Source organism: Streptomyces sp. NPDC021080 (assembly GCF_044333225.1).
Taxonomy (GTDB): domain Bacteria; phylum Actinomycetota; class Actinomycetes; order Streptomycetales; family Streptomycetaceae; genus Streptomyces.
In genome coordinates this window covers 1-20046 of record NZ_JBIRQM010000038.1, presented here as the reverse complement: position 1 = coordinate 20046, position 20046 = coordinate 1, and the positions used below count along the sequence as shown (strand labels likewise).

At 71.3% G+C, this 20046-nt stretch carries 15 protein-coding genes; 7 read left to right on the top strand and 8 right to left on the bottom strand.

Annotation, left to right across the window (positions count from 1 at the left end; translation table 11 throughout):
• Window positions 1-196: 196 nt before the first annotated feature.
• Window positions 197-3037 carry a preprotein translocase subunit SecA gene (gene secA / locus ACH4S8_RS44110; RefSeq protein WP_398404818.1) on the bottom strand — a complete coding sequence of 947 codons (2841 nt, stop codon included), beginning with the start codon at window positions 3035-3037 and terminating at the stop codon, window positions 197-199.
• A gap of 244 nt (window positions 3038-3281) precedes the next feature.
• Between secA and ACH4S8_RS44105 the strand changes: the two genes are divergently transcribed.
• Window positions 3282-3848: a GNAT family N-acetyltransferase gene (locus ACH4S8_RS44105; RefSeq protein WP_398404832.1), complete on the top strand. Its 567-nt coding sequence runs from the start codon at window positions 3282-3284 to the stop codon at window positions 3846-3848.
• Between the two features lie 121 nt (window positions 3849-3969).
• Window positions 3970-5223 carry a winged helix-turn-helix domain-containing protein gene (locus tag ACH4S8_RS44100; protein WP_398404816.1) on the top strand — a complete coding sequence of 418 codons (1254 nt, stop codon included), beginning with the start codon at window positions 3970-3972 and terminating at the stop codon, window positions 5221-5223.
• A 92-nt stretch (window positions 5224-5315) separates the two neighbouring features.
• Here the strand turns inward: ACH4S8_RS44100 and ACH4S8_RS44095 are convergent, their stop codons facing one another.
• From ACH4S8_RS44095 to mtnA, 7 genes are all read right to left on the bottom strand, one after another.
• On the bottom strand, window positions 5316-6062 hold the full coding sequence (locus ACH4S8_RS44095; RefSeq protein WP_398404814.1) for a response regulator: 747 nt from the start codon (window positions 6060-6062) through the stop codon (window positions 5316-5318).
• A 207-nt stretch (window positions 6063-6269) separates the two neighbouring features.
• On the bottom strand, window positions 6270-6962 hold the full coding sequence (gene hpf, locus ACH4S8_RS44090) for a ribosome hibernation-promoting factor, HPF/YfiA family (RefSeq protein WP_398404812.1): 693 nt from the start codon (window positions 6960-6962) through the stop codon (window positions 6270-6272).
• 315 nt (window positions 6963-7277) lie between these two features.
• Entirely contained in the window at window positions 7278-8213 is a 936-nt protein-coding gene (locus tag ACH4S8_RS44085) for a ComF family protein (RefSeq protein WP_398404810.1), read from the bottom strand.
• A 136-nt stretch (window positions 8214-8349) separates the two neighbouring features.
• Window positions 8350-10194 (bottom strand): LpqB family beta-propeller domain-containing protein, encoded by a 1845-nt coding sequence (locus ACH4S8_RS44080; protein ID WP_398404830.1) that lies wholly within the window; start codon window positions 10192-10194, stop codon window positions 8350-8352.
• Window positions 10184-12265, bottom strand: a complete 2082-nt coding sequence (gene mtrB, locus ACH4S8_RS44075; RefSeq protein ID WP_398404808.1) for an MtrAB system histidine kinase MtrB — start codon at window positions 12263-12265, stop codon at window positions 10184-10186. The genes ACH4S8_RS44080 and mtrB overlap by 11 nt, the downstream gene beginning before the upstream one ends.
• A 1-nt stretch (window position 12266) precedes the next feature.
• Complete coding sequence (gene mtrA, locus ACH4S8_RS44070) at window positions 12267-12956, bottom strand: two-component system response regulator MtrA (RefSeq protein WP_209441191.1); 690 nt, start codon at window positions 12954-12956, stop codon at window positions 12267-12269.
• Between the two features lie 8 nt (window positions 12957-12964).
• Window positions 12965-14110, bottom strand: coding sequence for an S-methyl-5-thioribose-1-phosphate isomerase (mtnA, locus tag ACH4S8_RS44065; protein ID WP_398404805.1), 1146 nt, complete (start codon window positions 14108-14110; stop codon window positions 12965-12967).
• A 141-nt stretch (window positions 14111-14251) separates the two neighbouring features.
• Between mtnA and ACH4S8_RS44060 the strand changes: the two genes are divergently transcribed.
• From ACH4S8_RS44060 to ACH4S8_RS44040, 5 genes are read left to right on the top strand one after another with little or no spacing between them, the layout of a single operon-like run.
• Complete coding sequence (locus ACH4S8_RS44060; RefSeq protein WP_398404803.1) at window positions 14252-15580, top strand: glycerophosphoryl diester phosphodiesterase membrane domain-containing protein; 1329 nt, start codon at window positions 14252-14254, stop codon at window positions 15578-15580.
• A 4-nt stretch (window positions 15581-15584) separates the two neighbouring features.
• On the top strand, window positions 15585-16343 hold the full coding sequence (locus ACH4S8_RS44055) for a DUF4129 domain-containing protein (RefSeq protein WP_398404801.1): 759 nt from the start codon (window positions 15585-15587) through the stop codon (window positions 16341-16343).
• Window positions 16340-17530 carry a DUF4350 domain-containing protein gene (locus tag ACH4S8_RS44050; protein WP_398404799.1) on the top strand — a complete coding sequence of 397 codons (1191 nt, stop codon included), beginning with the start codon at window positions 16340-16342 and terminating at the stop codon, window positions 17528-17530. The genes ACH4S8_RS44055 and ACH4S8_RS44050 overlap by 4 nt, the downstream gene beginning before the upstream one ends.
• Complete coding sequence (locus ACH4S8_RS44045; protein ID WP_398404828.1) at window positions 17530-18528, top strand: AAA family ATPase; 999 nt, start codon at window positions 17530-17532, stop codon at window positions 18526-18528. The genes ACH4S8_RS44050 and ACH4S8_RS44045 overlap by 1 nt, the downstream gene beginning before the upstream one ends.
• Entirely contained in the window at window positions 18528-19838 is a 1311-nt protein-coding gene (locus ACH4S8_RS44040; RefSeq protein WP_398404797.1) for a DUF58 domain-containing protein, read from the top strand. Before ACH4S8_RS44045 ends, ACH4S8_RS44040 begins: the two co-directional genes overlap by 1 nt.
• Window positions 19839-20046: the final 208 nt, after the last annotated feature.

The window sequence follows — 20046 nt, the reverse complement described above, 5'->3', positions numbered from 1 at the left end:
GGACACGGTCCCCCGGGACACGGTCCCCCGGGACACGGTCCCCCGGGACACGGTCCCCCGGGACACGGTCCCCCGGGACACGGTCCCCCGGGACACGGTCCCCCGGGACACGGGAAGGGCCGGACACCAGGTGTCCGGCCCTTCCCGTGTCACCGGTCGCGGGCGGCGCGCCACTGCCGCCGCCCGCGACCCTCACTCACTTCTTGCGACGGCGCACGCCGCCCTTCTGCGCCTTGCGGCGCTCCGCGCGGGTGAGGCCGTCCGCCTCGGACCGCACGGGCTCGTCGCTGGCGAAGTCGCCCTCGACGATGCCGCCCTCGCCGTCCACCGTCGGCGCGGAGAAGTGCAGCCGGTCCGGCCGCTGCGGGGCGTCGAGGCCCTTGGCCCGGATCTCGGGGCGCCCCGCGCCCGCGGGGACCGGCTCCTGCTTGGCCAGGGACGGCGCGGAGTCCTCGACCAGGACCTCCTCGACCTGCTGCTCGACCTGGACCTCCAGGTTGAACAGGTAGCCGACGGACTCCTCCTTGATGCCGTCCATCATGGCGCTGAACATGTCGAAGCCCTCGCGCTGGTACTCGACCAGCGGGTCCTTCTGGGCCATCGCACGCAGGCCGATGCCCTCCTGGAGGTAATCCATCTCGTAGAGGTGCTCACGCCACTTGCGGTCCAGGACCGACAGCACGACCCGGCGCTCCAGCTCACGCATGATCTCGGAGCCGAGCTGCTCCTCGCGGGCCGAGTACTGGTCGTGGATGTCGTCCTTGATGGACTCGGAGATGAACTCGGCGGTCAGACCGGCACGGTCGCCGGCCTCCTCCTCCATCTCCTCGACGGTGACCTTCACCGGGTAGAGCTGCCGGAAGGCGCTCCACAGCCGGTCGAGGTCCCACTCCTCGGCGAAGCCCTCGGCGGTCTCGGCCGAGATGTAGGCGTCGATGGTGTCGTCCATGAAGTGCCGGATCTGCTCCTGCAGGTCCTCGCCCTCCAGGACGCGGCGGCGCTCGCCGTAGATGACCTCGCGCTGCCGGTTGAGCACCTCGTCGTACTTCAGGACGTTCTTGCGGGTCTCGAAGTTCTGCTGCTCGACCTGCGACTGGGCCGACGCGATGGCACGCGTGACCATCTTGTTCTCGATCGGCACGTCGTCCGGGACGTTCGCCATCGACATCACGCGCTCGACCATCTGCGCCTTGAACAGGCGCATCAGGTCGTCGCCCAGCGAGAGGTAGAAGCGGGACTCGCCCGGGTCGCCCTGACGGCCGCTGCGGCCGCGCAGCTGGTTGTCGATACGCCGCGACTCGTGGCGCTCGGTGCCCAGCACGTAGAGCCCGCCGAGGTCGTGGACCTCGTCCTTCTCGGCCTTCACCGCCGCCTCGGCCCGTTCCAGGGCCGCGGGCAGGGCGTGCCCCCACTCCTCGATGTGCTCCTCGGGGTCGAGACCGCGCTGCCGCAGCTCCGCCTCGGCAAGGTCCTCGGGGTTGCCGCCGAGCTTGATGTCCGTACCACGGCCGGCCATGTTCGTGGCCACGGTCACGGCGCCCTTGCGGCCGGCCTGGGCGACGATCGTCGCCTCCCGGTCGTGCTGCTTGGCGTTCAGCACCTCGTGCTGGACGCCGCGCTTGGAGAGCTGCTGCGAGAGGTACTCGGACTTCTCGACCGACGTCGTTCCGACGAGGATCGGCTGGCCCTTCTCGTGCTTCTCGACGATGTCGTCGACGACCGCCTCGAACTTCGCGACCTCGGTGCGGTAGATCAGGTCGGACTGGTCCTTGCGGACCATCGGCCGGTTGGTCGGGATCGGGACGACGCCGAGCTTGTAGATCTGGTGGAACTCGGCGGCCTCGGTCATCGCCGTACCGGTCATGCCGGAGAGACCGGGCACTTCCTTGCCGTTGTGGTCGTGGCGCTTGTAGAGGCGGAAGAAGTTCTGGAGGGTGATCGTGGCGAGCGTCTGGTTCTCGTCCTTGATGTCCACCCCTTCCTTCGCCTCGATCGCCTGGTGCATGCCCTCGTTGTAGCGGCGGCCGGCGAGGATACGGCCGGTGTGCTCGTCGACGATCATGACTTCGCCGTCGATGACGACGTAGTCCTTGTCCAGCTTGAACAGTTCCTTGGCCTTGATGGCGTTGTTCAGGTAACCGACGAGCGGGGTGTTCACCGACTCGTAGAGGTTGTCGATGCCCAGCCAGTCCTCGACCTTGGCGACGCCGGACTCGTGGATCGCGACGGTGCGCTTCTTCTCGTCGACCTCGTAGTCGCCGGTCTCCTCGATGCCCTTCAGGGGGTTGCCGGCCTCGCCCTTCTTCAGGCGGATGACCAGCTTGGCGAAGTCGCCGTACCACTTGGTGGCCTGGTCGGCCGGGCCGGAGATGATCAGCGGCGTACGGGCCTCGTCGACGAGGATGGAGTCGACCTCGTCGACGATCGCGAAGTTGTGGCCGCGCTGGACGAGCTCGTCCTGGGACCACGCCATGTTGTCGCGCAGGTAGTCGAAGCCGAACTCGTTGTTCGTGCCGTACGTGATGTCGCACGCGTACTGCTCGCGGCGCTGGGCCGGAGTCATGTTGGCGAGGATGCAGCCGACCTCGAGACCGAGGAACTTGTGGACGCGGCCCATCATTTCGGAGTCGCGCTCGGCCAGGTAGTCGTTGACCGTGATGAGGTGGACGCCGGCTCCGGAGAGGGCGTTCAGGTACGCGGGCAGGGTGCCGACGAGGGTCTTGCCCTCACCGGTCTTCATCTCCGCGACATAGCCGAGGTGGAGCGCCGCGCCACCCATGATCTGCACGTCGTAGTGACGCTGGCCAAGAGCGCGCTTGGCCCCTTCACGGACGGTCGCGAAGGCCTCGGGCATCAGGTCGTCGAGGCTCTCGCCGTCGGCGTACCGCTGCTTGTACTCATCGGTGAGGGCCCTCAGCTCGGCGTCGGAGAGGTCGACGAAGTCCTCTTCGATGGAGTTGACCTGGTCCGCGATGCGGTGCAGTTTGCGCAGGATCTTGCCTTCGCCTGCACGCATGATCTTCGAGAGGACGGACACGGGGGTTTGTCTCCTTGCCGGTCGGGCCTGGGACGGTCGGTTTGAATGACAGTTTCAAATCACAGCTTGAGCAACGGCCATCGTAAGCGAGGACCACACCGCGCCGGGAGGTCTGCCCGTGACAGCCACTAGGACAACGGACAGGCGTTACGGAAGGTGCCGCGTTCGCACAGCGAAAAGTAGCGAACCAATCACCCAGGGCAAAGGAATGGCGTCCTTCAGCATGCCCGAGCAGAATCGGCCGATGGACCCCGTCACGCTGACCACCGACCGCCTCGTCCTGCGCGCCGTGGGCGTGGACGACACCGACGCCGTCTTCGCGGCCGCCCAGGATCCCGACATCCAGCGCTGGACCACGATCCCCTCGCCCTATCTGCGCGAGCACGCGTTCGGCTTCACCGACCAGATCGTGCCCGAGGGCTGGGTCGACGGCTCGGCCTTCACGTTCGGTGTCTTCCTCCCTTCCGGGGAACTGGCGGGCATGCTCTCCATCACCATGCGCTCCCTGGGCGTCGGCGAGGTGGGCTACTGGGCGGCCAAGGAGCACCGCGGCAACGGCTACATCGCCGAGGCCACCGTCGCCGCCTCCCGCTGGGCCTTCACGGCCCTGTCCGTCGACCGCGTCGAATGGCGCGCCGAGGTCGGCAACGCCGGTTCCCGCGCGGTCGCCGAACGCGCCGGCTTCACCATCGAGGGGACCCTCCGCTCGGCCCTCAACAACAAGGGTGTGCGCAGGGACTGCTGGGTGGGCTCGCTGCTCCCCTCGGATCTGGGCCTCCCGTCGACGGCGCCCTACCTGCCGGCCAGGTGACGACCGCGGCGTGCCGGGGCGCCGGCTCCCGCGCGGCGGTGCGGGGCCGCGCCCGGCCGTGCGCCGCCGCGGTCCGTCCGTGAGCTCCCCGGTTGTCAGTGGCACCGCCTAACGTGTGGGCATGACGAGTCTCCCGCGTCCCACCACCGAACTCTCCGCGGACGAAGCCCGCCGCATCGCCCTGCGGGCGCAGGGTTTCCTGGGCGCCCCGGACCGCAGGGCGGGTGTCCGCGGGGTCCTGCGGCACCTCGGCGCGGTCCAGCTCGACACGATCTCCGTCCTCGCCCGGTCCCACGAACTGATTCCGTACGCACGGCTCGGCGCCGTCGGCCGCAAGACCGTCGAGCAGGCCTACTGGACGTCGGCACCGCCCGCCGGCACACCCGCGGCACCGCACGCCTTCGAGTACTGGTCCCACGCGGCCTGCATCCTGCCCGTGGAGGAATGGCCCCACTTCGCGTTCCGCCGCCGCGCCTACCGCGCCCGCCCGCACTGGAACCACGACCTGCCCGACGGCGCCTACGACCAGGTCGTCAAGCAGTTGCGCGCCGAAGGACCCCTCACGGCCACGGACTTGGGCGGGGCGAAGAAGACCAGCGAGTGGTGGGACTGGTCGGGCACGAAGGTCGCCGTCGAACGCGCGCTGATGTACGGCGAGGTGGTGTGTGTGGAGCGGCGCGGCTGGAAGCGGGTCTACGACCTCGCGGAGCGCGCCGTCCCGAAGCCGCTGCTCCACGACGAGCTGGACGACGGGGAGTGTCTTCGCCGTCTCGTCCGCCTCGCCGGACAGTCCCTCGGCGTCGGCACCCGCGCGGACATCGCCGACTACCACCGCCTCAAGCTGGATCAGGTCGACGCGGTGATCGCGGACTCGGGCCTGGTCCCCGTGACGGTGGAGGGCTGGGGCAGGGCCGTGACCGGGAAGGGCGGCGCGGGGAACCCGGGCGGAAGACCGGCCGGAGACGCCTGGGCGGACCCGGCGGCGCTGGAGACCGTCCCCCGCGGCCGTCACCGTACGACGCTCCTGTCGCCGTTCGACTCCCTCATCTGGGAGCGGGCGCGCACGGAGCGGATCTTCGATTTCACGCACCGCCTGGAGGCGTACACGCCCAAGCCGAAGCGGGTCCACGGCTACTTCGCGATGCCGGTGCTGGCCGGCGGCCGGCTCGTCGGCCGGGTCGACCCGGCCCGGGAGGGCCGCACACTGGTCGCCCGGCAGGTCACCCTGGACGGCCCGAAGGCGGTCCCGGCGGTGGCTCAGGCCCTGGCGGAGGCGGCGGACTGGGTGGACTGCACGGATGTACGGGTCGAACGGGTGGACAACCCGGACCTGCGCGGACCGCTGGCCGCGGAGCTCGTCCGCGTCCTGGGGTGACGTACGGGTGATGTCCGTCGGAACTCGCCGGTGGCTCCCGGCCATGCCGTCGGGCGAGACCTGGCGGCGTCCTGGAGCGAGGCCTCGACGGTCTAGCGGATCTCGAGGATCTTCTCCCGCATCGCGTACACCACGGCCTCCATCCGGGAGTGCAGCTGCAGTTTCTCCAGGATGTTGCGCACGTGGTTCTTCACGGTGTTCTCGGAGATGAACAGTTCCTTGGCGATGTCGCGGTTGTTCATCCCCGTGGCCACCAGTTTGAGGACCTCCAGCTCGCGATCGGTGAGCCGCGGCGCGGGCACCAGCCGGCGCTCGTCCGTGCGCTGGATCATCGACTTGAACTCGGTGAGGAGTTTCGAGGCCATCGACGGACTGATCTGCGACTGCCCGTCGGCCACCGCGCGGATCGCCGTGGCCACCTCGTCCGTGGAGATCTCCTTGAGGAGATACCCGGTCGCCCCCGCCTTGATCGCGTCGTAGAGGTCGGCCTCCTCGTCACTGATCGTCAGCATGATGATCTTCGCGCTGGGGGCCACCTCCTTGATGGAGGTACATGCCTCGATACCGCCGCGCTTGGGCATCCGCACGTCCATCAGCACGATGTCGGGCAGCAGATCGGCGGCCTTGTCGACGGCCTCCGCCCCGTCGCCCGCCTCGCCGACGACCTGGATGTCCTCCTCGGCCGCGAGCACGATCTCCAGGCCGCGGCGGAAGAGGGCGTGGTCGTCCACGACGAGGACCCTGATCGGCTCCTTGCGCGAGGAGCCGTCGTCCGGGCCGGAGGCGACGACTCCGCCGTCGGCATCACCGGCACGCATCGGTCCGAAGCTGTCCGCCATCGTTCCTCCCCCTGAAGGCCGTGGCCTGTGTTTCCGTGGCATCGCCAACCCAAGGCAACGACCCACCGGTTGGGCCGGTGCGGCCATGATTCCATGTCCGGACGGCGGCGGGGTGACGGAGCGGGACGTGAACGGGTCGCACACCGGTGCCCCTGGGGGCGCACTCACGCTCCAGGGGCACCGGATCATCCGTCGCCGGGGACGGTGTCAGCCGCCGAGCGCGCCGCTCGGCGCGTCCGCTCCACCCTGGGTGACCATCGGGTCCGTGCTGAGGTGGATGACCCCGTAGTCGTACGCGTGGCGCCGGTAGACGACGCTGGGCTCCTTTGTCTCGGAGTCGACGAAGAGGTAGAAGTCGTGCCCGACCAGCTCCATTTCGTAGAGCGCCTGGTCGAGCGTCATCGGTGCGGCCACGTGGGTCTTCTCGCGGACGATGCAGGGGCCTTCGCCCATGATCTCGAGAGAGCCGATCTTCTTGGTGGGCACGGCGTCCGGCTCCTCGTCGCGGACGACGTCACCGCTGCCGTTCAGGGTCGCGGCACCCGGGACGACGTCGGCCACCTCGGCCGCCGAGATCCTGCCGTTTCCACGGCGGGTGTAGCGCTTGTCGTGCTGCTTGCGCAGCCGGGCCTCGAGCTTGTCCGCGGCCAGGTCGAGTGCTGCATACGCGTCGCTTGCCGCTGCCTCCGCCCGGATCACCGGTCCGCGGGAGTGGAGCGTGATCTCCACCCGGTCACTGCGGTCGGCCTGTCGGGGGTTGGGCTCCTTGGACACCTCGACGTCGAGGCTGATCACCTTGCCATCGAGCTTCTGGATCTTCTCCAGCTTCAGCTTCTCGGCCACGTGCTTGCGGAACCGCTCGGGCACCTCGGTCTTGCGGCCCTTGACGACGATGTCCACGCAGAACTCCGTTCCCGGATAGCCCCGCTCCACTGGCGGAGCATCTCCCTTTTGCACCAGGTCCCGGTGAGCCCCGGAACCTCGGACTCGGTGACTTTCACCTCCTCCTCCCCCAAGGACAAGATCTCCACCCCACCGATGCGGGTGATTGCCGGAAAGTCACGCTTCGGCACTCGGATGCGCGAGGTACGGCCTGCGCCATTGCCTCACAACCGAACATATCTCGCCCGGACGGATGTCGTCACCCTCTACTGATACGTACCTCCGTTCAGGTGAATTGACCCTCTCATTACCTGCAACGATGCAAGTTCTCGGTCAGTTCCGGTTTATTTCGAAGGCGTCCGGCGGTGCCGCGACCACGGCCGAACGGACCGTGCCACCGCTTGTTCCTTCGGCCTGCTCCCTACCCGCGATTCGCCCGTACACCTCCGTCCCGACCGTCCTCTCACCCGTCCATCGCAGCGCCCGGACACCCGACTGCGCGGCCCGCACCGCCCGCACCGCCTCCGCCAGCGACGCACCCGTCGTCATCAGGTCGTCCACCACCACGACCCGGCCTCCTTCTCCCAGCAGCCGCTCACCCCCGGCGGCGACCTCCAGGGCACCTGCCAGATTCACCGCCCGCTGCCGGGAGTTCAGCCCCGACTGGTCGGCCACGGCACGCCGCTGCCGCAGCACACCGAGCACCCGGGCCGGTGTTCCCGTGCGCCGCAGCTCCCGCGCCGCCGCGAGCGCGATGCGCCGCACCGGATCGTGGCCCCGCGCCCGGACCGCCCACCGGGCCGACGGCACCGGCACGAGCAGCACGGGCCCGTGCCCCGCCCCGCTCGCCCGGACCACCGCACCACGGGTGTCCCGCCCGTCCCGCTCTCCTCGCACCGTCCCCGCCCCGGGCCCCAGCCGCCCCTGCGAAGCCGCGGCCCGCCCCGCCGGACCAAGGGGACCAGGACGCCCCGCCGGCCCCAGACCCGCCCGCACAGCCCCCGCGAGGGCCGCACCCAGGGGTGCCGCCAGCGCCAGCGCACCCCGTTCCTTGTGGGCGAGGAGCATGGCCCGCACCTCGTCCCCGTAGGGAGCCGCCGCGTGCACCACGGACAGCCCCGCCGGCTCGGGCACCGGCCGCACCCGGCACGGAGCGGCCCCCGTCAGGGCGGCACGGCACTCGGGACAGAGCACCGTGCGAGGCCGGCCGCAGCCTCCGCACTCGGCCGGCAGCACCAGATCCGTGAGGTCCCGCCACCACCCCCGCATGGCCACCACTGTGCCAACGGCCGGCCCGATCGGCCACCCCTGTGGAAAACCCGGAAAGACCGCTTGTGGACAACTCCCGAAACGGCGGTGGGCCCGCCCGGAGACCGGACGAGCCCACTGCCTGACGCACACGGCGCTACCCCGGATAGACCGGCGCCGTCCCGTCCTTGACCACCTTCTGCCACTGCTCCCCCGCCGACAGCCGCACGATCCCGTCCGTCTCCGAGTGCGCCACCAAAGGCAGCTGCTCGTCCTCGGACGCGGCGATCTCCTTGACGTTGGCCAGCGCGGAGGGCGAGGTGCCCAGCGGGGTGGAGCCGTCGACCTGGACGTACTGCATCTGCTGCACGCCGCCCGCCTCGCTGCCGACCACCACGAGGCGGCTGTCCCCGGCCCAGGACATGGCCGTGACCTCCTCCAGCTGGGGTGCGACGGAACGGGGCTCCAGGATGTACGTGCTGTGGGGGTCGTCGGCCGTGGACCGCTCGATGCGTCCGATCTGCAGCGAGCTCTTGCCGTCCTTCTCGACGATCAGCGCGATGCGCACACCGTCGGCGGCCACCCGCACCGCCTCGATGCGCCCGTCGAGCCCCGGCGCCTGCACGACGATCGGCTCGCCCGCGCCCTTCTCCAGCAGAAGCAGCCTCGGGTTCTTCGGGTCGCGGTCGGCCACCCACAGATCGCCCCGCGCGTCCCAGCTCGGCGTCGTCAGCCGGTCGTCGGCCGTCCTGCCCTGGCTGCGCACCACCGGCTCGGCGAGCGAACCGCCCGACACCAGCGACCCGACGTACAGGTTCCGGCCGTCGGCCGACACTCCGGCGGCGGTGTCCTCGTCCCGCGACACCGCGGCCGCCCGCAGCTTCTTGCCGCCCTCGCCCAGCGCACCGGGCACCGGCTCGGGCGTCTTGTCGCGGTTGCCGCCGGGCATCCGTACGAGCCGCTGGTCGTGATCGATGAAGTACTGGTACTCGGGGTGCTCGCCCGTGCCGTGCGAGGCGACGCTCTCGGCCTTGGCCTTGGTCAGCACGCACAGCTGCGAGCCGTTGGACCGCTGGAGCTCCACCTCGTCGACGCCGGTGGGAGTCAGGTCCCGGAGGGTGAGGAGGATCTGGGCCGCCATCTGCCGGCACTGGGAGCTTCCGACCCGATCGGCCCTCGCGTTCAGTGGCACCGTGACGCTGTTGCGGTCGTCGGGCGACAGCGACACGTCGCTGTTCTTCAGTTCCGTGCCCGAGGGGAAGCTCGACCTGACCACCGGGTCCAGCCAGCGCGTGGGCCCCTTCAGGAGCGCGCGCACGATCTGTGTCATCGGGTCCACCTGCGCGCGCACGTAGACCGGGTCGGCGACGGTCCCCAGGGGACGGTCCGTCCCGGAGGTCCCGTTCGACGCGTAGTAGTACTTGTTCACGGACACGTAGTTGCGCTGGAAGTCCGACGAGCCCATCACCACGCCCTGCGGCAGCCCGTCGATACGCCACTGCTTGTTGCTCTTCAGCTTGGTCAGGTGCACCGATCCGCTGTACTGGCCGGAGTCCGGCCCGTACGCGTGCCGGCCGTCCACGGCGGCGACCTTGCCGCCGTTCAGCCGGAACAGGGCCTCACGACTGCCGTCCTTGGTCCCCGAGGGCGCTCCCACGGGCTCCGGCGCGTCCGCGAGGACCGTCGTCGAGCGGTAGGGGTCCCACGTCTTGCGCGCACTGTCGGTGAGGTACTTGCCGGCCGTCTCGTACTTGGCGTCGTCGCTGGTCAGCGCTTCCAGGAAGCCCTGCACGATCTCCGCCGCCGAGGCGCCGGGATGCGGCGGCATGGCGTAGACGCGGACCTGCGAGTCCGGGCGGGGGGTGGACTCCACCCCGCGCAGATCCCCGCTGTCCGGCATCGAGGCGCACCCCGCCAACAGCAGTACGCCACAACCGGCGTACACCACGACGCTCACCGAACGGCGTCCGCGGACGCCGTTCCCCCCGCGGTCAGCGCCCACGAAATGCCTCCCCATGTCCGAGCTCCTCCGGCGTGTCGCCGTCCCGCCCCCGCTCCTGCGCGGTCCGTTCCCGGCCGGTGCCGGATGTCTCCTCCTGGCGGCGCAGCGCCCCGGCGGGCCGGGGCACCACGCGGGCGCCGTTGCCCGGCAGCGCCGTCGGATCGGCCGTGGGCGAGACCCCGGCCAGCCGCGGGGCCATGCCCCCGCGCTGCGCTATCGGGTCCGCCGCGGACCCTGCCTGCTGCACGGGAACCGTGGCACGCTTCGTCGCGCCGCCATGCGGCAGACCGGCGTCGTCGAGTCCGCGGTTGCGCCGGGAGTCCTTGGGTTCCAGGGGTATCGGCGATCCCCTGAGCGGCTCGTCCGCCGTCCGCGGCAGGGTCAGCCGGAACTGCGAACCGCCGCCCGGCTCGCCCCAGGCCTGCAGCCAGCCGCCGTGCAGCCGCGCGTCCTCCAGGGCGATGGACAGCCCCAGACCCGTGCCGCCGGTGGTACGCGCGCGTGCCGGGTCGGCCCGCCAGAAGCGGCTGAACACCCGGGTCGCCTCGCCGGGCTTGAGCCCGACGCCGTAGTCGCGGACCGCGATCGCGACCGCTCCGCCCGCGGCCGCGAGCTTGACGACGACGTCCCTGCCCTCGCCGTGCTCCACGGCGTTGACGACGAGGTTGCGCAGTACCCGCTCGACCCGGCGGGCGTCGGCCTCGGCGATCAGCGGCTGCTGGTCGCCGACGACGCGTATGTGCGTGCCCTTGCGCTCGGCGAGCGGCTCGGCGCCGCCGACCACCCGTCGTACGACTTCCCGAAGGTCGATGGCGTCGGCCTCCAGCGCCGCCGCGCCCGCGTCGAACCGGCTGATCTCCAGCAGGTCGGCGAGAAGCGTCTCGAAGCGGTCCAGCTGGTCGGCGAGAAGCTCGGCCGACCGCGCGGTCACCGGGTCGAAGTCCACGCGCGCGTCGTGGATGACGTCGGCCGCCATCCGGACGGTGGTCAGGGGGGTCCGCAGTTCGTGCGACACGTCGGAGACGAACCGCCGCTGCATCCGCGAGAGGTCCTCCAGCTGCTGGATCTTCAGCTGCAGGTTCTGCGCCATCTTGTTGAAGGCCTCGCCGAGGCGCGCGATGTCGTCCTCGCCGGTGACCTTCATACGTTCCTGGAGGCGCCCGGCGGAAAGCCGCTCGGCGATCCCGGCCGCCATCCGCACCGGTGTGACGACCTGGCGCACCACGAGCCAGGCGATGGCCCCGAGGAGCACCACGACGAACAGTCCGGCCGTTGCGAGCGTGCCCTTGACCAGGCTCAGCGACTTCTCCTCCTGCGTCAGCGGGAAGAGGTAGTAGAGCTGGTACGCGTCCCCGTTGGGGTCGCTGACCTGCTTGCCGATGACCAGCGCCGGCTGGGACTCCCGGCCGTCCTTGTAGACCACACGGGTGTAGCTCTGCGCCGCCGCGGTGCTCTTGTCGACCCGGGCACGCAGGTTCTCGGGGACGCTCACCGTCGGATCGACCTGGCCCGAGTAGCGCGGTGCGAGACCGCCGCTGCCGTCGCCCGAGGCGGTGGAGTTGAGCGTGACCACGTCGAACGCGCCCTGCCCGCCACTGGACAGGGACACGACGAGGTCGGTCATCCACTGGCTGACGTTCTTCGACCGGCCGTCCGCGGCCGAGCCGTCGTCGCCGTTCGCCGTCGCCGCGGAGTCCGCCTTCTGCTTGGCCACCGAGAAACCACCGGTGGCCTGGCTCTGCGAGGCCCTCACCTTGGCGTCCAGCAGACCGTTGCGGACCTGCCCGATCACGACGAAGCCGAGGAGCAGGACGACGCCCATGGACATCAGCAGCGTCGTCGCGACGATCCTGAGCTGGATGTTGCGCCGCCACAGCCGCATCACGGGCAGCAGCGGACGGCGCACCCAGCGTATGAGCAGCCGGAGGACCGGACTGCCCTGGACCCCGCCCTGGAGCAGCCCTCCCTCGAAGAACCGCTCCCAGCGGGAGCCCTTCATTTTCCGGCCGACAGGCCGCCCCGAACGATCCCCCTGCTCAGCGGACGCCGAAGCGGCACTGTCCCATGACATGTCAGCTCGGTCCTGCCTTGTATCCCACGCCGCGGACGGTCACCACGATCTCCGGTCGCTCCGGGTCCTTCTCGACCTTGGAGCGCAGTCGCTGGACGTGCACGTTGACCAGACGGGTGTCCGCCGCGTGCCGGTAGCCCCACACCTGCTCCAGGAGAACCTCACGCGTGAACACCTGCCACGGCTTGCGCGCCAGAGCGACCAGCAGGTCGAACTCCAGCGGCGTCAGCGCGATCGACATGCCGTCCCGCTTCACAGAGTGACCGGCGACGTCGATGACGAGATCGCCGATCGACAGCTGCTCGGGTGCCGGTTCCTCCGAACGGCGCAGCCGCGCCCTGATCCGCGCCACGAGCTCTTTTGGCTTGAACGGCTTCACGATGTAGTCGTCGGCGCCCGACTCGAGGCCGACCACGACATCGACGGTGTCGCTCTTCGCCGTGAGCATCACGATCGGCACCCCGGACTCCGCCCTGATCAGGCGGCACACCTCGATGCCGTCCCGTCCGGGCAGCATGAGGTCCAGGAGCACCAGGTCGGGCTTGGCGTCGCGGAAAGCGGCCAGCGCCTTGTCGCCGTCGGCTACGAAAGACGGCTCAAAACCTTCACCACGCAACACGATGCCGAGCATCTCGGCCAGTGCGGTGTCGTCATCGACGACAAGGACTCGTCCCTTCATAAACGACATCATCCCATTAACTAAATCGTTACCTGGCGTGACAAGTCACACAGCTCGGCGAGAGCCTCAGCCGTCACGGGCGAAACAACGCCCTCTTCGGTGACGATCGCCGTGATCAACTCCGGCGGCGTCACATCGAACGCCGGGTTGTACGCCTGGGTCCCCAGGGGTGCCACAGGTATACCTCCTCCCGGCTCCGCACCCATCACCGGCACCCGCGGAGCTGCGATCTCCGTCACTTCATGACCCGCGCGCTGCTCGACCTCGATGGACGCGCCGTCGGGCGTGTCCCGGTCGATCGTCGTCACCGGCGCCACCACGACGAACGGCACATGGTGGTACCTGGCCAGCACCGCGAGCGGATAGCTCCCCACCTTGTTCGCCACCGAACCGTCGGCCGCGATGCGGTCGGCTCCGATCAGCACCGCGTCCACCTCCCCGGCCGCGAACAGCGAGCCCGCCGCGTTGTCCGTGAGCAGGGTGTACGCCATCCCGCTGCGAGCGGCCTCGTAGGCCGTCAGCCGGGCGCCCTGCAGCAAGGGCCGCGTCTCGTCCACCCAGAGCCGCCGCAGCCGCCCCGCCCGGTGCGCGGCGAGCGCCACGGCGAACGCGGTGCCCTCACCGCCGGAGACCAGAGCGCCGGTGTTGCAGTGTGTGAGCACGCGATGGCCGCCGCCCGGCAGCAGCTCGTCGAGCAGCGCCAGCCCGTGCCCGGCCATACGGGAACTCGCCTCGGCGTCCTGCCGGTGCAGCGCCCGCGCCGCGGCCAGCGCCGCGGCCGCGGCCGCCTCCTCGTCGCCGCCCGCGGCCAGCGCGGCCCGGTGGGCCGCCTGCGCCCTGCGCACGCCGACCACGAGGTTCACGGCGGTCGGCCGGGCTCCGGCCAGCGCGAGGGCGGCCTCGTCCACGTCGAAGCCGCGTACGGCGGCGAGCGCGACGCCGTACGCCCCGGCGATCCCGAGCAGTGGAGCCCCCCGCACGGCGAGCGTACGGATCGCCTCCACCAGGGCCGGCGCGTCCGTGCACACCAGCTCGACCTCCTCCGCGGGAAGCCGCGTCTGGTCGAGAAGCACCACGACAGGGCCTTCGGGCGGCTCGTGCCAGCGGATCGCAGGTATCTCCATGGGTCCGCTGTCCTCGCGGGGTCGCGCGTAATGATCGGCCATCCGCCCAGTCTGCCCCGTACCCGGCGGACAATTGAAGGTGTGCAGCCCATACGGGGGCCCGCCCCCCGCCGGGCGCGCCGTGGCACGATGGCTGCCAACCTGCCGCCGCGACCGCGGGACGGGCACCGTGAAGGAGCGACGATGAACGACACTCCGGGCTGGGCGTCGCCCGGATCCGCCCCCTCCGGCGCGAAGGAGCCGGACTCGTCCGGCACCCCGGGGCCCGCTGACCAGGACGGAACGAACCCGCCCGAGCAGCCTTCGAAGTGGTCCAAGGAGCAGCCCCCTCCCGGCCAGTGGTCCGCGCCCGGCGCGCAGGGTCCGGAGCGGACCCCGCCGCCCGCCGTACCCGGTCCCGGCTGGGGCGGCCGGCCCCCCGGCGGCCAGAGCGGCGGACACGGCGGCTGGACGGGCCCGGGGCCGGGCGGACCCACGGGATGGGGCGGCGGCTGGGGCCACCAGCCGGCCGCCGCCAGACCCGGCGTGATCCCGCTGCGCCCGCTCGGCGTCGGCGAGATCCTGGACGGCGCCGTCTCGACCATGCGCAGCTACTGGCGCACGGTCCTCGGCATCTCGCTGGCCGTCGCCGTCGTCACACAGGTCGCCGTCATCCTGCTCCAGGGCTTGGTCCTGGACGACAGCGCCGCCACGGAGGCGCTCAACGACCCGAGCGCCAGCCTCGGCGAGCTGAGCCGGGCCATGCGCGACACCCTGCTCAGCTCCGGTCTCGTCCTGCTCGTCACCCTGCTCGGCACCATCGTCGCGACGGCCCTGCTCACCTCGGTGACCAGCCGCGCCGTGATCGGCAAGCCGGTGACCACGAGCGAGGCCTGGCGGGACTCCCGTCCCCAGCTGGCCAAGCTGTTCGGCCTGACCCTGCTGCTGCCGCTCATCGCCGTCGCGATCATGGCCGTCGGCGCGATGCCGGGACTGCTCGCGATGGCGGCCGGCTCGCAGGACGGCGGTATCGCGCTCGCCGTCCTCGGCGCCTTCGCCGCGGGCTTCGTCGCCCTCTGGCTGATGATCCGCTTCTCGCTCGCCTCTCCCGCCCTGATGCTGGAGAAGCAGGGGATCGTGAAGTCGATGCGCCGCTCCGCGAAGCTCGTACGCGGCTCCTGGTGGCGCGTGTTCGGCATCCAGCTGCTCGCCACGATCATCGCCAACATCGTGGCCTCGATCATCGTGATCCCCTTCGCCGTCCTCGCCGCGGCACTGAGCGGCGACGGCTTCACCGGCTTCCTCGACAGCTCCGGCGGCGACCTCGGCTGGACCTACCTCATCGTCAGCGGCGTCGGCGCGGTCATCGGATCCATGATCACCTTCCCGATCACCGCGGGCGTCACGGTGCTCCTGTACATCGACCGGCGCATCCGCCGCGAAGCCCTCGACCTCGACCTGGCACGGGCCGCCGGTCTCCAGGGCTACGCCGACGAGGTTTCCGGCACCTCCGGCGCCACACCAGGGAGCTGATGCGTTGAACGGGGCGGGGGGAGTTCTCACGGCGGTGCTCGCGGGGCCGCACACCGGTGCGACAGCGGTCCTCGCGCTGTCGCGCGGCGGCACACCACCGGTGACGACACCGCGCGAGGCCGCCCGGGAGGCGGCCCGGCGCGAACTGTCCAAACGGATGTACCACGAGAACGACCCCGGCCTGGTCCAGCGCGCCCTGAACGCCTTCTGGGACTGGGTTGGCAGGCTGTTCGGCGCCGCTTCGACCGCGGCACCCGGCGGAACGCTCGGGCTCGCCGTCATCGTCCTCGCGGCCGTGGCGATCGTGGCCGTCCTGTGGTGGCGCCTGGGCACCCCCCGTCGCACGCCTTCCTCGCGGGCCGCCCTCTTCGACGACCGCCCCAGGAGCGCCGCCGAACACCGCGCCGCCGCCGAGGCGCACGCCGCCCTGGGCCACTGGAGCCAGGCCGTCCAGGAGCGGATGCGCGCCGTCGTGCGATCCCTGGAGGAACGCGCCCTGCTCGATCCGCGCCCCGGCCGCACGGCCGACGAGGCCGCCGCGGAGGCGAGCCGCTCCCTGCCCTCCCACACCGACCGGCTGCGCGCCGCGGCACACGACTTCGACGACATCACGTACGGCGGCCGCACCGGCGACCCGCGCGCGTACCAGCGCCTCACCGAACTCGACCGCGACCTGGAGCGCACCAGGCCCGTCCTCACGGACACCACCCACGGCACGGACCGGAACACGGCCCACGACAGCCACCAGGGGGCCGCCTCATGACCGGGGCCGCCCTCGCCTCCACCTCCGCCTCGCCCACCGCCCGCCAGGTGTGGACCCGCACGCGCGGAATCGTCCTCGCGCTCGTCCTGCTGCTGGCGGCCGCCGTCGCGATAGCCGCGGTCCGCTCGGAAGCCCGGCACGGCCGCCTCGACCCGCGCTCCGCGGACCCTTCCGGCAGCAGGGCCGTCGCCCAGCTCCTCGCCGACCAGGGCGTCTCCACGCGCGTGGTCACCACCCTCGGCGAGGCCCGCTCCGCAGCCGGCCCCGACACCACCCTGCTGATCGCGGCCCCCGACCTGCTGACCGGACGTCAGCAGACCCTCCTGCACACGGCGACGGAACGCTCCGGCGGCCGTACGGTCCTGATCGCCCCCGGACCGTACTCCATCGGCACCCTCGCCCCCGGCGTCACCGCCGACCCCGCGGTCAGCTTCGACTCCGTGCTCTCCCCCCGCTGCGAACTGCCCGCCGCCCACCGCGCGGGCAGCGCCGACACGGGCGGCATCCGCTACACCACCACGGACCCGGACGCCGACACCTGCTACCCGAGCGACGGACTGCCCACGCTCCTGCGCGTACCGGCCCGCTCCGCGGGCGGCGACACCGTCGTGCTCGGCGCCCCCGACATCCTCTACAACGAGCGCCTCGACGAGCAGGGCAACGCCTCGCTCGCGCTCCAACTCCTCGGCTCCCGCGGCCATCTGGTCTGGTACCTCCCCTCGCTCTCCGACGACTCGGCCACCGACACGGGCAGCCGGAGCTTCCTCGACCTGATCCCCTCGGGCTGGCTCTGGGGCACGCTGCAGCTCTTCGTCGCGGCCGTCCTGGCAGCGCTGTGGCGGGCACGCCGCATGGGCCCCCTGGTACCCGAGCGGCTTCCCGTCGCGATCCGCGCCTCCGAGACCGCCGAAGGCCGCGCCCGCCTCTACCGCAAGGCCTCCGCCCGCGACCGCGCGTCCGCCGCTCTCCGCTCCGCCACCCGCACCCGCCTCGCCCCCCTCATCGGTGTGCCCCCGGCCCAGGCGCACGCGCCCGAAACCCTGCTCCCCGCCCTGGCCGCCCACTTCGACGGCGACTCAGGAGCCCTGCTGCCGCTCCTCTTCGGGCCGCCGCCCCGCGACGACGCGGCCCTCGTCTCCCTCGCCGACCAACTCGACGCCCTCGAAAGAGAGGTACGCATTTCATGATGGACCCGACCACTGACAACGCCGGGTACACCGGGCACTCCGGGAACGCGGACACCGCCCGCTCCTCCCTCGAAGCCCTGCGCACCGAGATCGCCAAAGCCGTGGTCGGCCAGGACCCCGCCGTGACCGGCCTCGTCGTCGCCCTCCTGTGCCGCGGACACGTCCTCCTCGAAGGAGTCCCCGGAGTGGCCAAGACGCTGCTCGTCCGCGCACTCGCGTCCGCGCTGGAACTCGACACCAAGCGCGTCCAGTTCACCCCCGACCTCATGCCGAGCGATGTCACCGGCTCACTCGTCTACGACGCCCGCACCGCCGAGTTCTCCTTCCAGCCCGGCCCGGTCTTCACCAATCTCCTGCTCGCCGACGAGATCAACCGCACCCCTCCCAAGACCCAGTCGTCGCTGCTGGAGGCCATGGAGGAACGCCAGGTCACCGTCGACGGAACACCCCGCCCGCTCCCCGAGCCCTTCCTGGTCGCCGCGACCCAGAACCCGGTCGAGTACGAAGGAACGTATCCGCTCCCCGAGGCCCAACTGGACCGGTTCCTGCTCAAACTGACGATCCCGCTGCCCTCCCGCCAGGACGAGATCGACGTCCTCACCCGCCACTCCGAGGGCTTCAACCCGCGCGACCTGCGCGCCGCCGGACTGCGCCCCGTCGCCGGCGCCGCCGACCTCGAAGCCGCCCGCGCCGCGGTCGCCAAGACGGCGGTCTCCCCCGAGATCACCGGCTACGTCGTCGACCTGTGCCGTGCGACCCGCCAGTCCCCGTCGCTCACCCTCGGCGTCTCGCCGCGCGGCGCGACGGCCCTGCTCGCCACGGCCCGCGCCTGGGCCTGGCTGACCGGCCGTGACTACGTCATCCCCGACGACGTCAAGGCCCTGGCTCTGCCGACCCTCCGCCACCGCGTGCAACTCCGCCCCGAGGCCGAGATGGAGGGCGTGACGGCCGACTCCGTCATCAACGCGATCCTCGCCCACGTCCCCGTCCCCCGCTGATGGCACTCACCGGACGCGCCGCTCTCCTGGCGGCCCTGGGCGCACTCCCCGTCGGCATCTGGGGACCCAGCTGGACAGGCGTCCTCGCCGTGAACGTCCCGCTGGCCCTGGCCTGTGCCTGCGACGCCGCCCTCGCGGCTCCCGTACGACGCCTCGGCCTGGCCCGCTCCGGCGACACCTCGGTACGCCTCGGCGAGTCCGCGGACGTCACCCTCACCGTCACCAATCCCTCCGGCCGCCTCCTGCGCGCGCACCTCAGGGATGCCTGGCCGCCGAGCAGTTGGGAACCCGGCACGGAGGTCGAGGCCTCCCGCCACCGACTCGCGGTCCCCGCCGGCGAACGCCGCCGTCTGACGACCCGTCTGCGCCCCACGCGCCGCGGCGACCGCCGGGCCGACCGCGTCACGATCCGCTCGTTCGGCCCCCTCGGTCTGTTCTCCCGTCAGGGCAGCCACGAAGTCCCCTGGACCGTACGTGTCCTGCCCCCCTTCACCAGTCGGAAGCACCTGCCTTCCAAGCTGGCCCGGCTCCGTGAACTCGACGGCCGTACCAGCGTGCTGACACGTGGTGAGGGCACGGAGTTCGACAGTCTGCGCGAGTACGTTCCCGGTGACGACACCCGTTCCATCGACTGGCGCGCCACAGCCCGCCGGACGACGGTCGCCGTACGCACCTGGCGTCCCGAGCGTGACCGCCACATCCTCCTGGTCCTCGACACCGGCCGCACCTCCGCGGGCCGTGTGGGCGACGCGCCCCGCCTCGACGCCTCCATGGACGCGGCTCTGCTCCTCGCCGCCCTGGCCTCCCGCGCCGGCGACCGTGTGGACCTCCTCGCCTACGACCGCCGGGTACGCGCCCTCGTCCAGGGCCGTTCGGCGGGCGACGTCCTCCCGTCCCTGGTCAACGTGATGGCCGGGCTCGAACCTGAACTCGTCGAGACGGACGCCCGTGGCCTGACCGCCACAGCCGTGCGTACGGCCCCGCGCCGCTCCTTGATCGTGCTGCTGACGACCCTCGACGCGGCCCCCGTCGAGGAGGGCCTGCTCCCTGTGCTTTCGAGCCTCACCCAACGCCACACCGTCCTGCTGGCATCGGTCGCGGACCCGCACGTGGCGCGCATGGCGAAGGCTCGGGGGGACGTCGACGCGGTGTACGAGGCAGCGTCGGCGGCACAGGCCGAGGCAGGACGCCGGCGCACGGCCGAGACTCTGCGCCGTCGCGGGGTCACCGTCGTCGACGCGACTCCGGACGATCTCGCGCCGGCTCTCGCGGACGCCTACCTGGCCCTGAAAGCCGCCGGCCGCCTGTAGACGGAGAACCTGTGGACGGAGAGCGGGAACGCCCCGGCACGACGGCCGGGGCAGGGGGCGGGAACGAAAAGCCGGGGTGATCGAAGCCCGGAGTGATCGAAGCCCGAAAATGGTCCTGAAATGCAGAAAACCCCCGGACCGGTATCCCCGGTCCGGGGGTTTTCTCTAAAATTTGTTCGGCGGCGTCCTACTCTCCCACAGGGTCCCC

Bases quoted from the DNA above. Each gene is read 5' to 3' on its own strand.
- mtnA (WP_398404805.1), bottom strand. From the start codon at position 14,110: ATGGCCGATCATTACGCGCGACCCCGCGAGGACAGCGGACCCATGGAG.
- ACH4S8_RS44040 (WP_398404797.1), top strand. From the start codon at position 18,528: ATGGCACTCACCGGACGCGCCGCTCTCCTGGCGGCCCTGGGCGCACTC.
- ACH4S8_RS44060 (WP_398404803.1), top strand. From the start codon at position 14,252: ATGAACGACACTCCGGGCTGGGCGTCGCCCGGATCCGCCCCCTCCGGC.
- mtrB (WP_398404808.1), bottom strand. From the start codon at position 12,265: ATGTCATGGGACAGTGCCGCTTCGGCGTCCGCTGAGCAGGGGGATCGT.
- mtrA (WP_209441191.1), bottom strand. From the start codon at position 12,956: ATGATGTCGTTTATGAAGGGACGAGTCCTTGTCGTCGATGACGACACC.
- ACH4S8_RS44100 (WP_398404816.1), top strand. From the start codon at position 3,970: ATGACGAGTCTCCCGCGTCCCACCACCGAACTCTCCGCGGACGAAGCC.
- ACH4S8_RS44050 (WP_398404799.1), top strand. From the start codon at position 16,340: ATGACCGGGGCCGCCCTCGCCTCCACCTCCGCCTCGCCCACCGCCCGC.
- ACH4S8_RS44045 (WP_398404828.1), top strand. From the start codon at position 17,530: ATGGACCCGACCACTGACAACGCCGGGTACACCGGGCACTCCGGGAAC.
- ACH4S8_RS44105 (WP_398404832.1), top strand. From the start codon at position 3,282: ATGGACCCCGTCACGCTGACCACCGACCGCCTCGTCCTGCGCGCCGTG.
- ACH4S8_RS44095 (WP_398404814.1), bottom strand. From the start codon at position 6,062: ATGGCGGACAGCTTCGGACCGATGCGTGCCGGTGATGCCGACGGCGGA.
- ACH4S8_RS44085 (WP_398404810.1), bottom strand. From the start codon at position 8,213: ATGCGGGGGTGGTGGCGGGACCTCACGGATCTGGTGCTGCCGGCCGAG.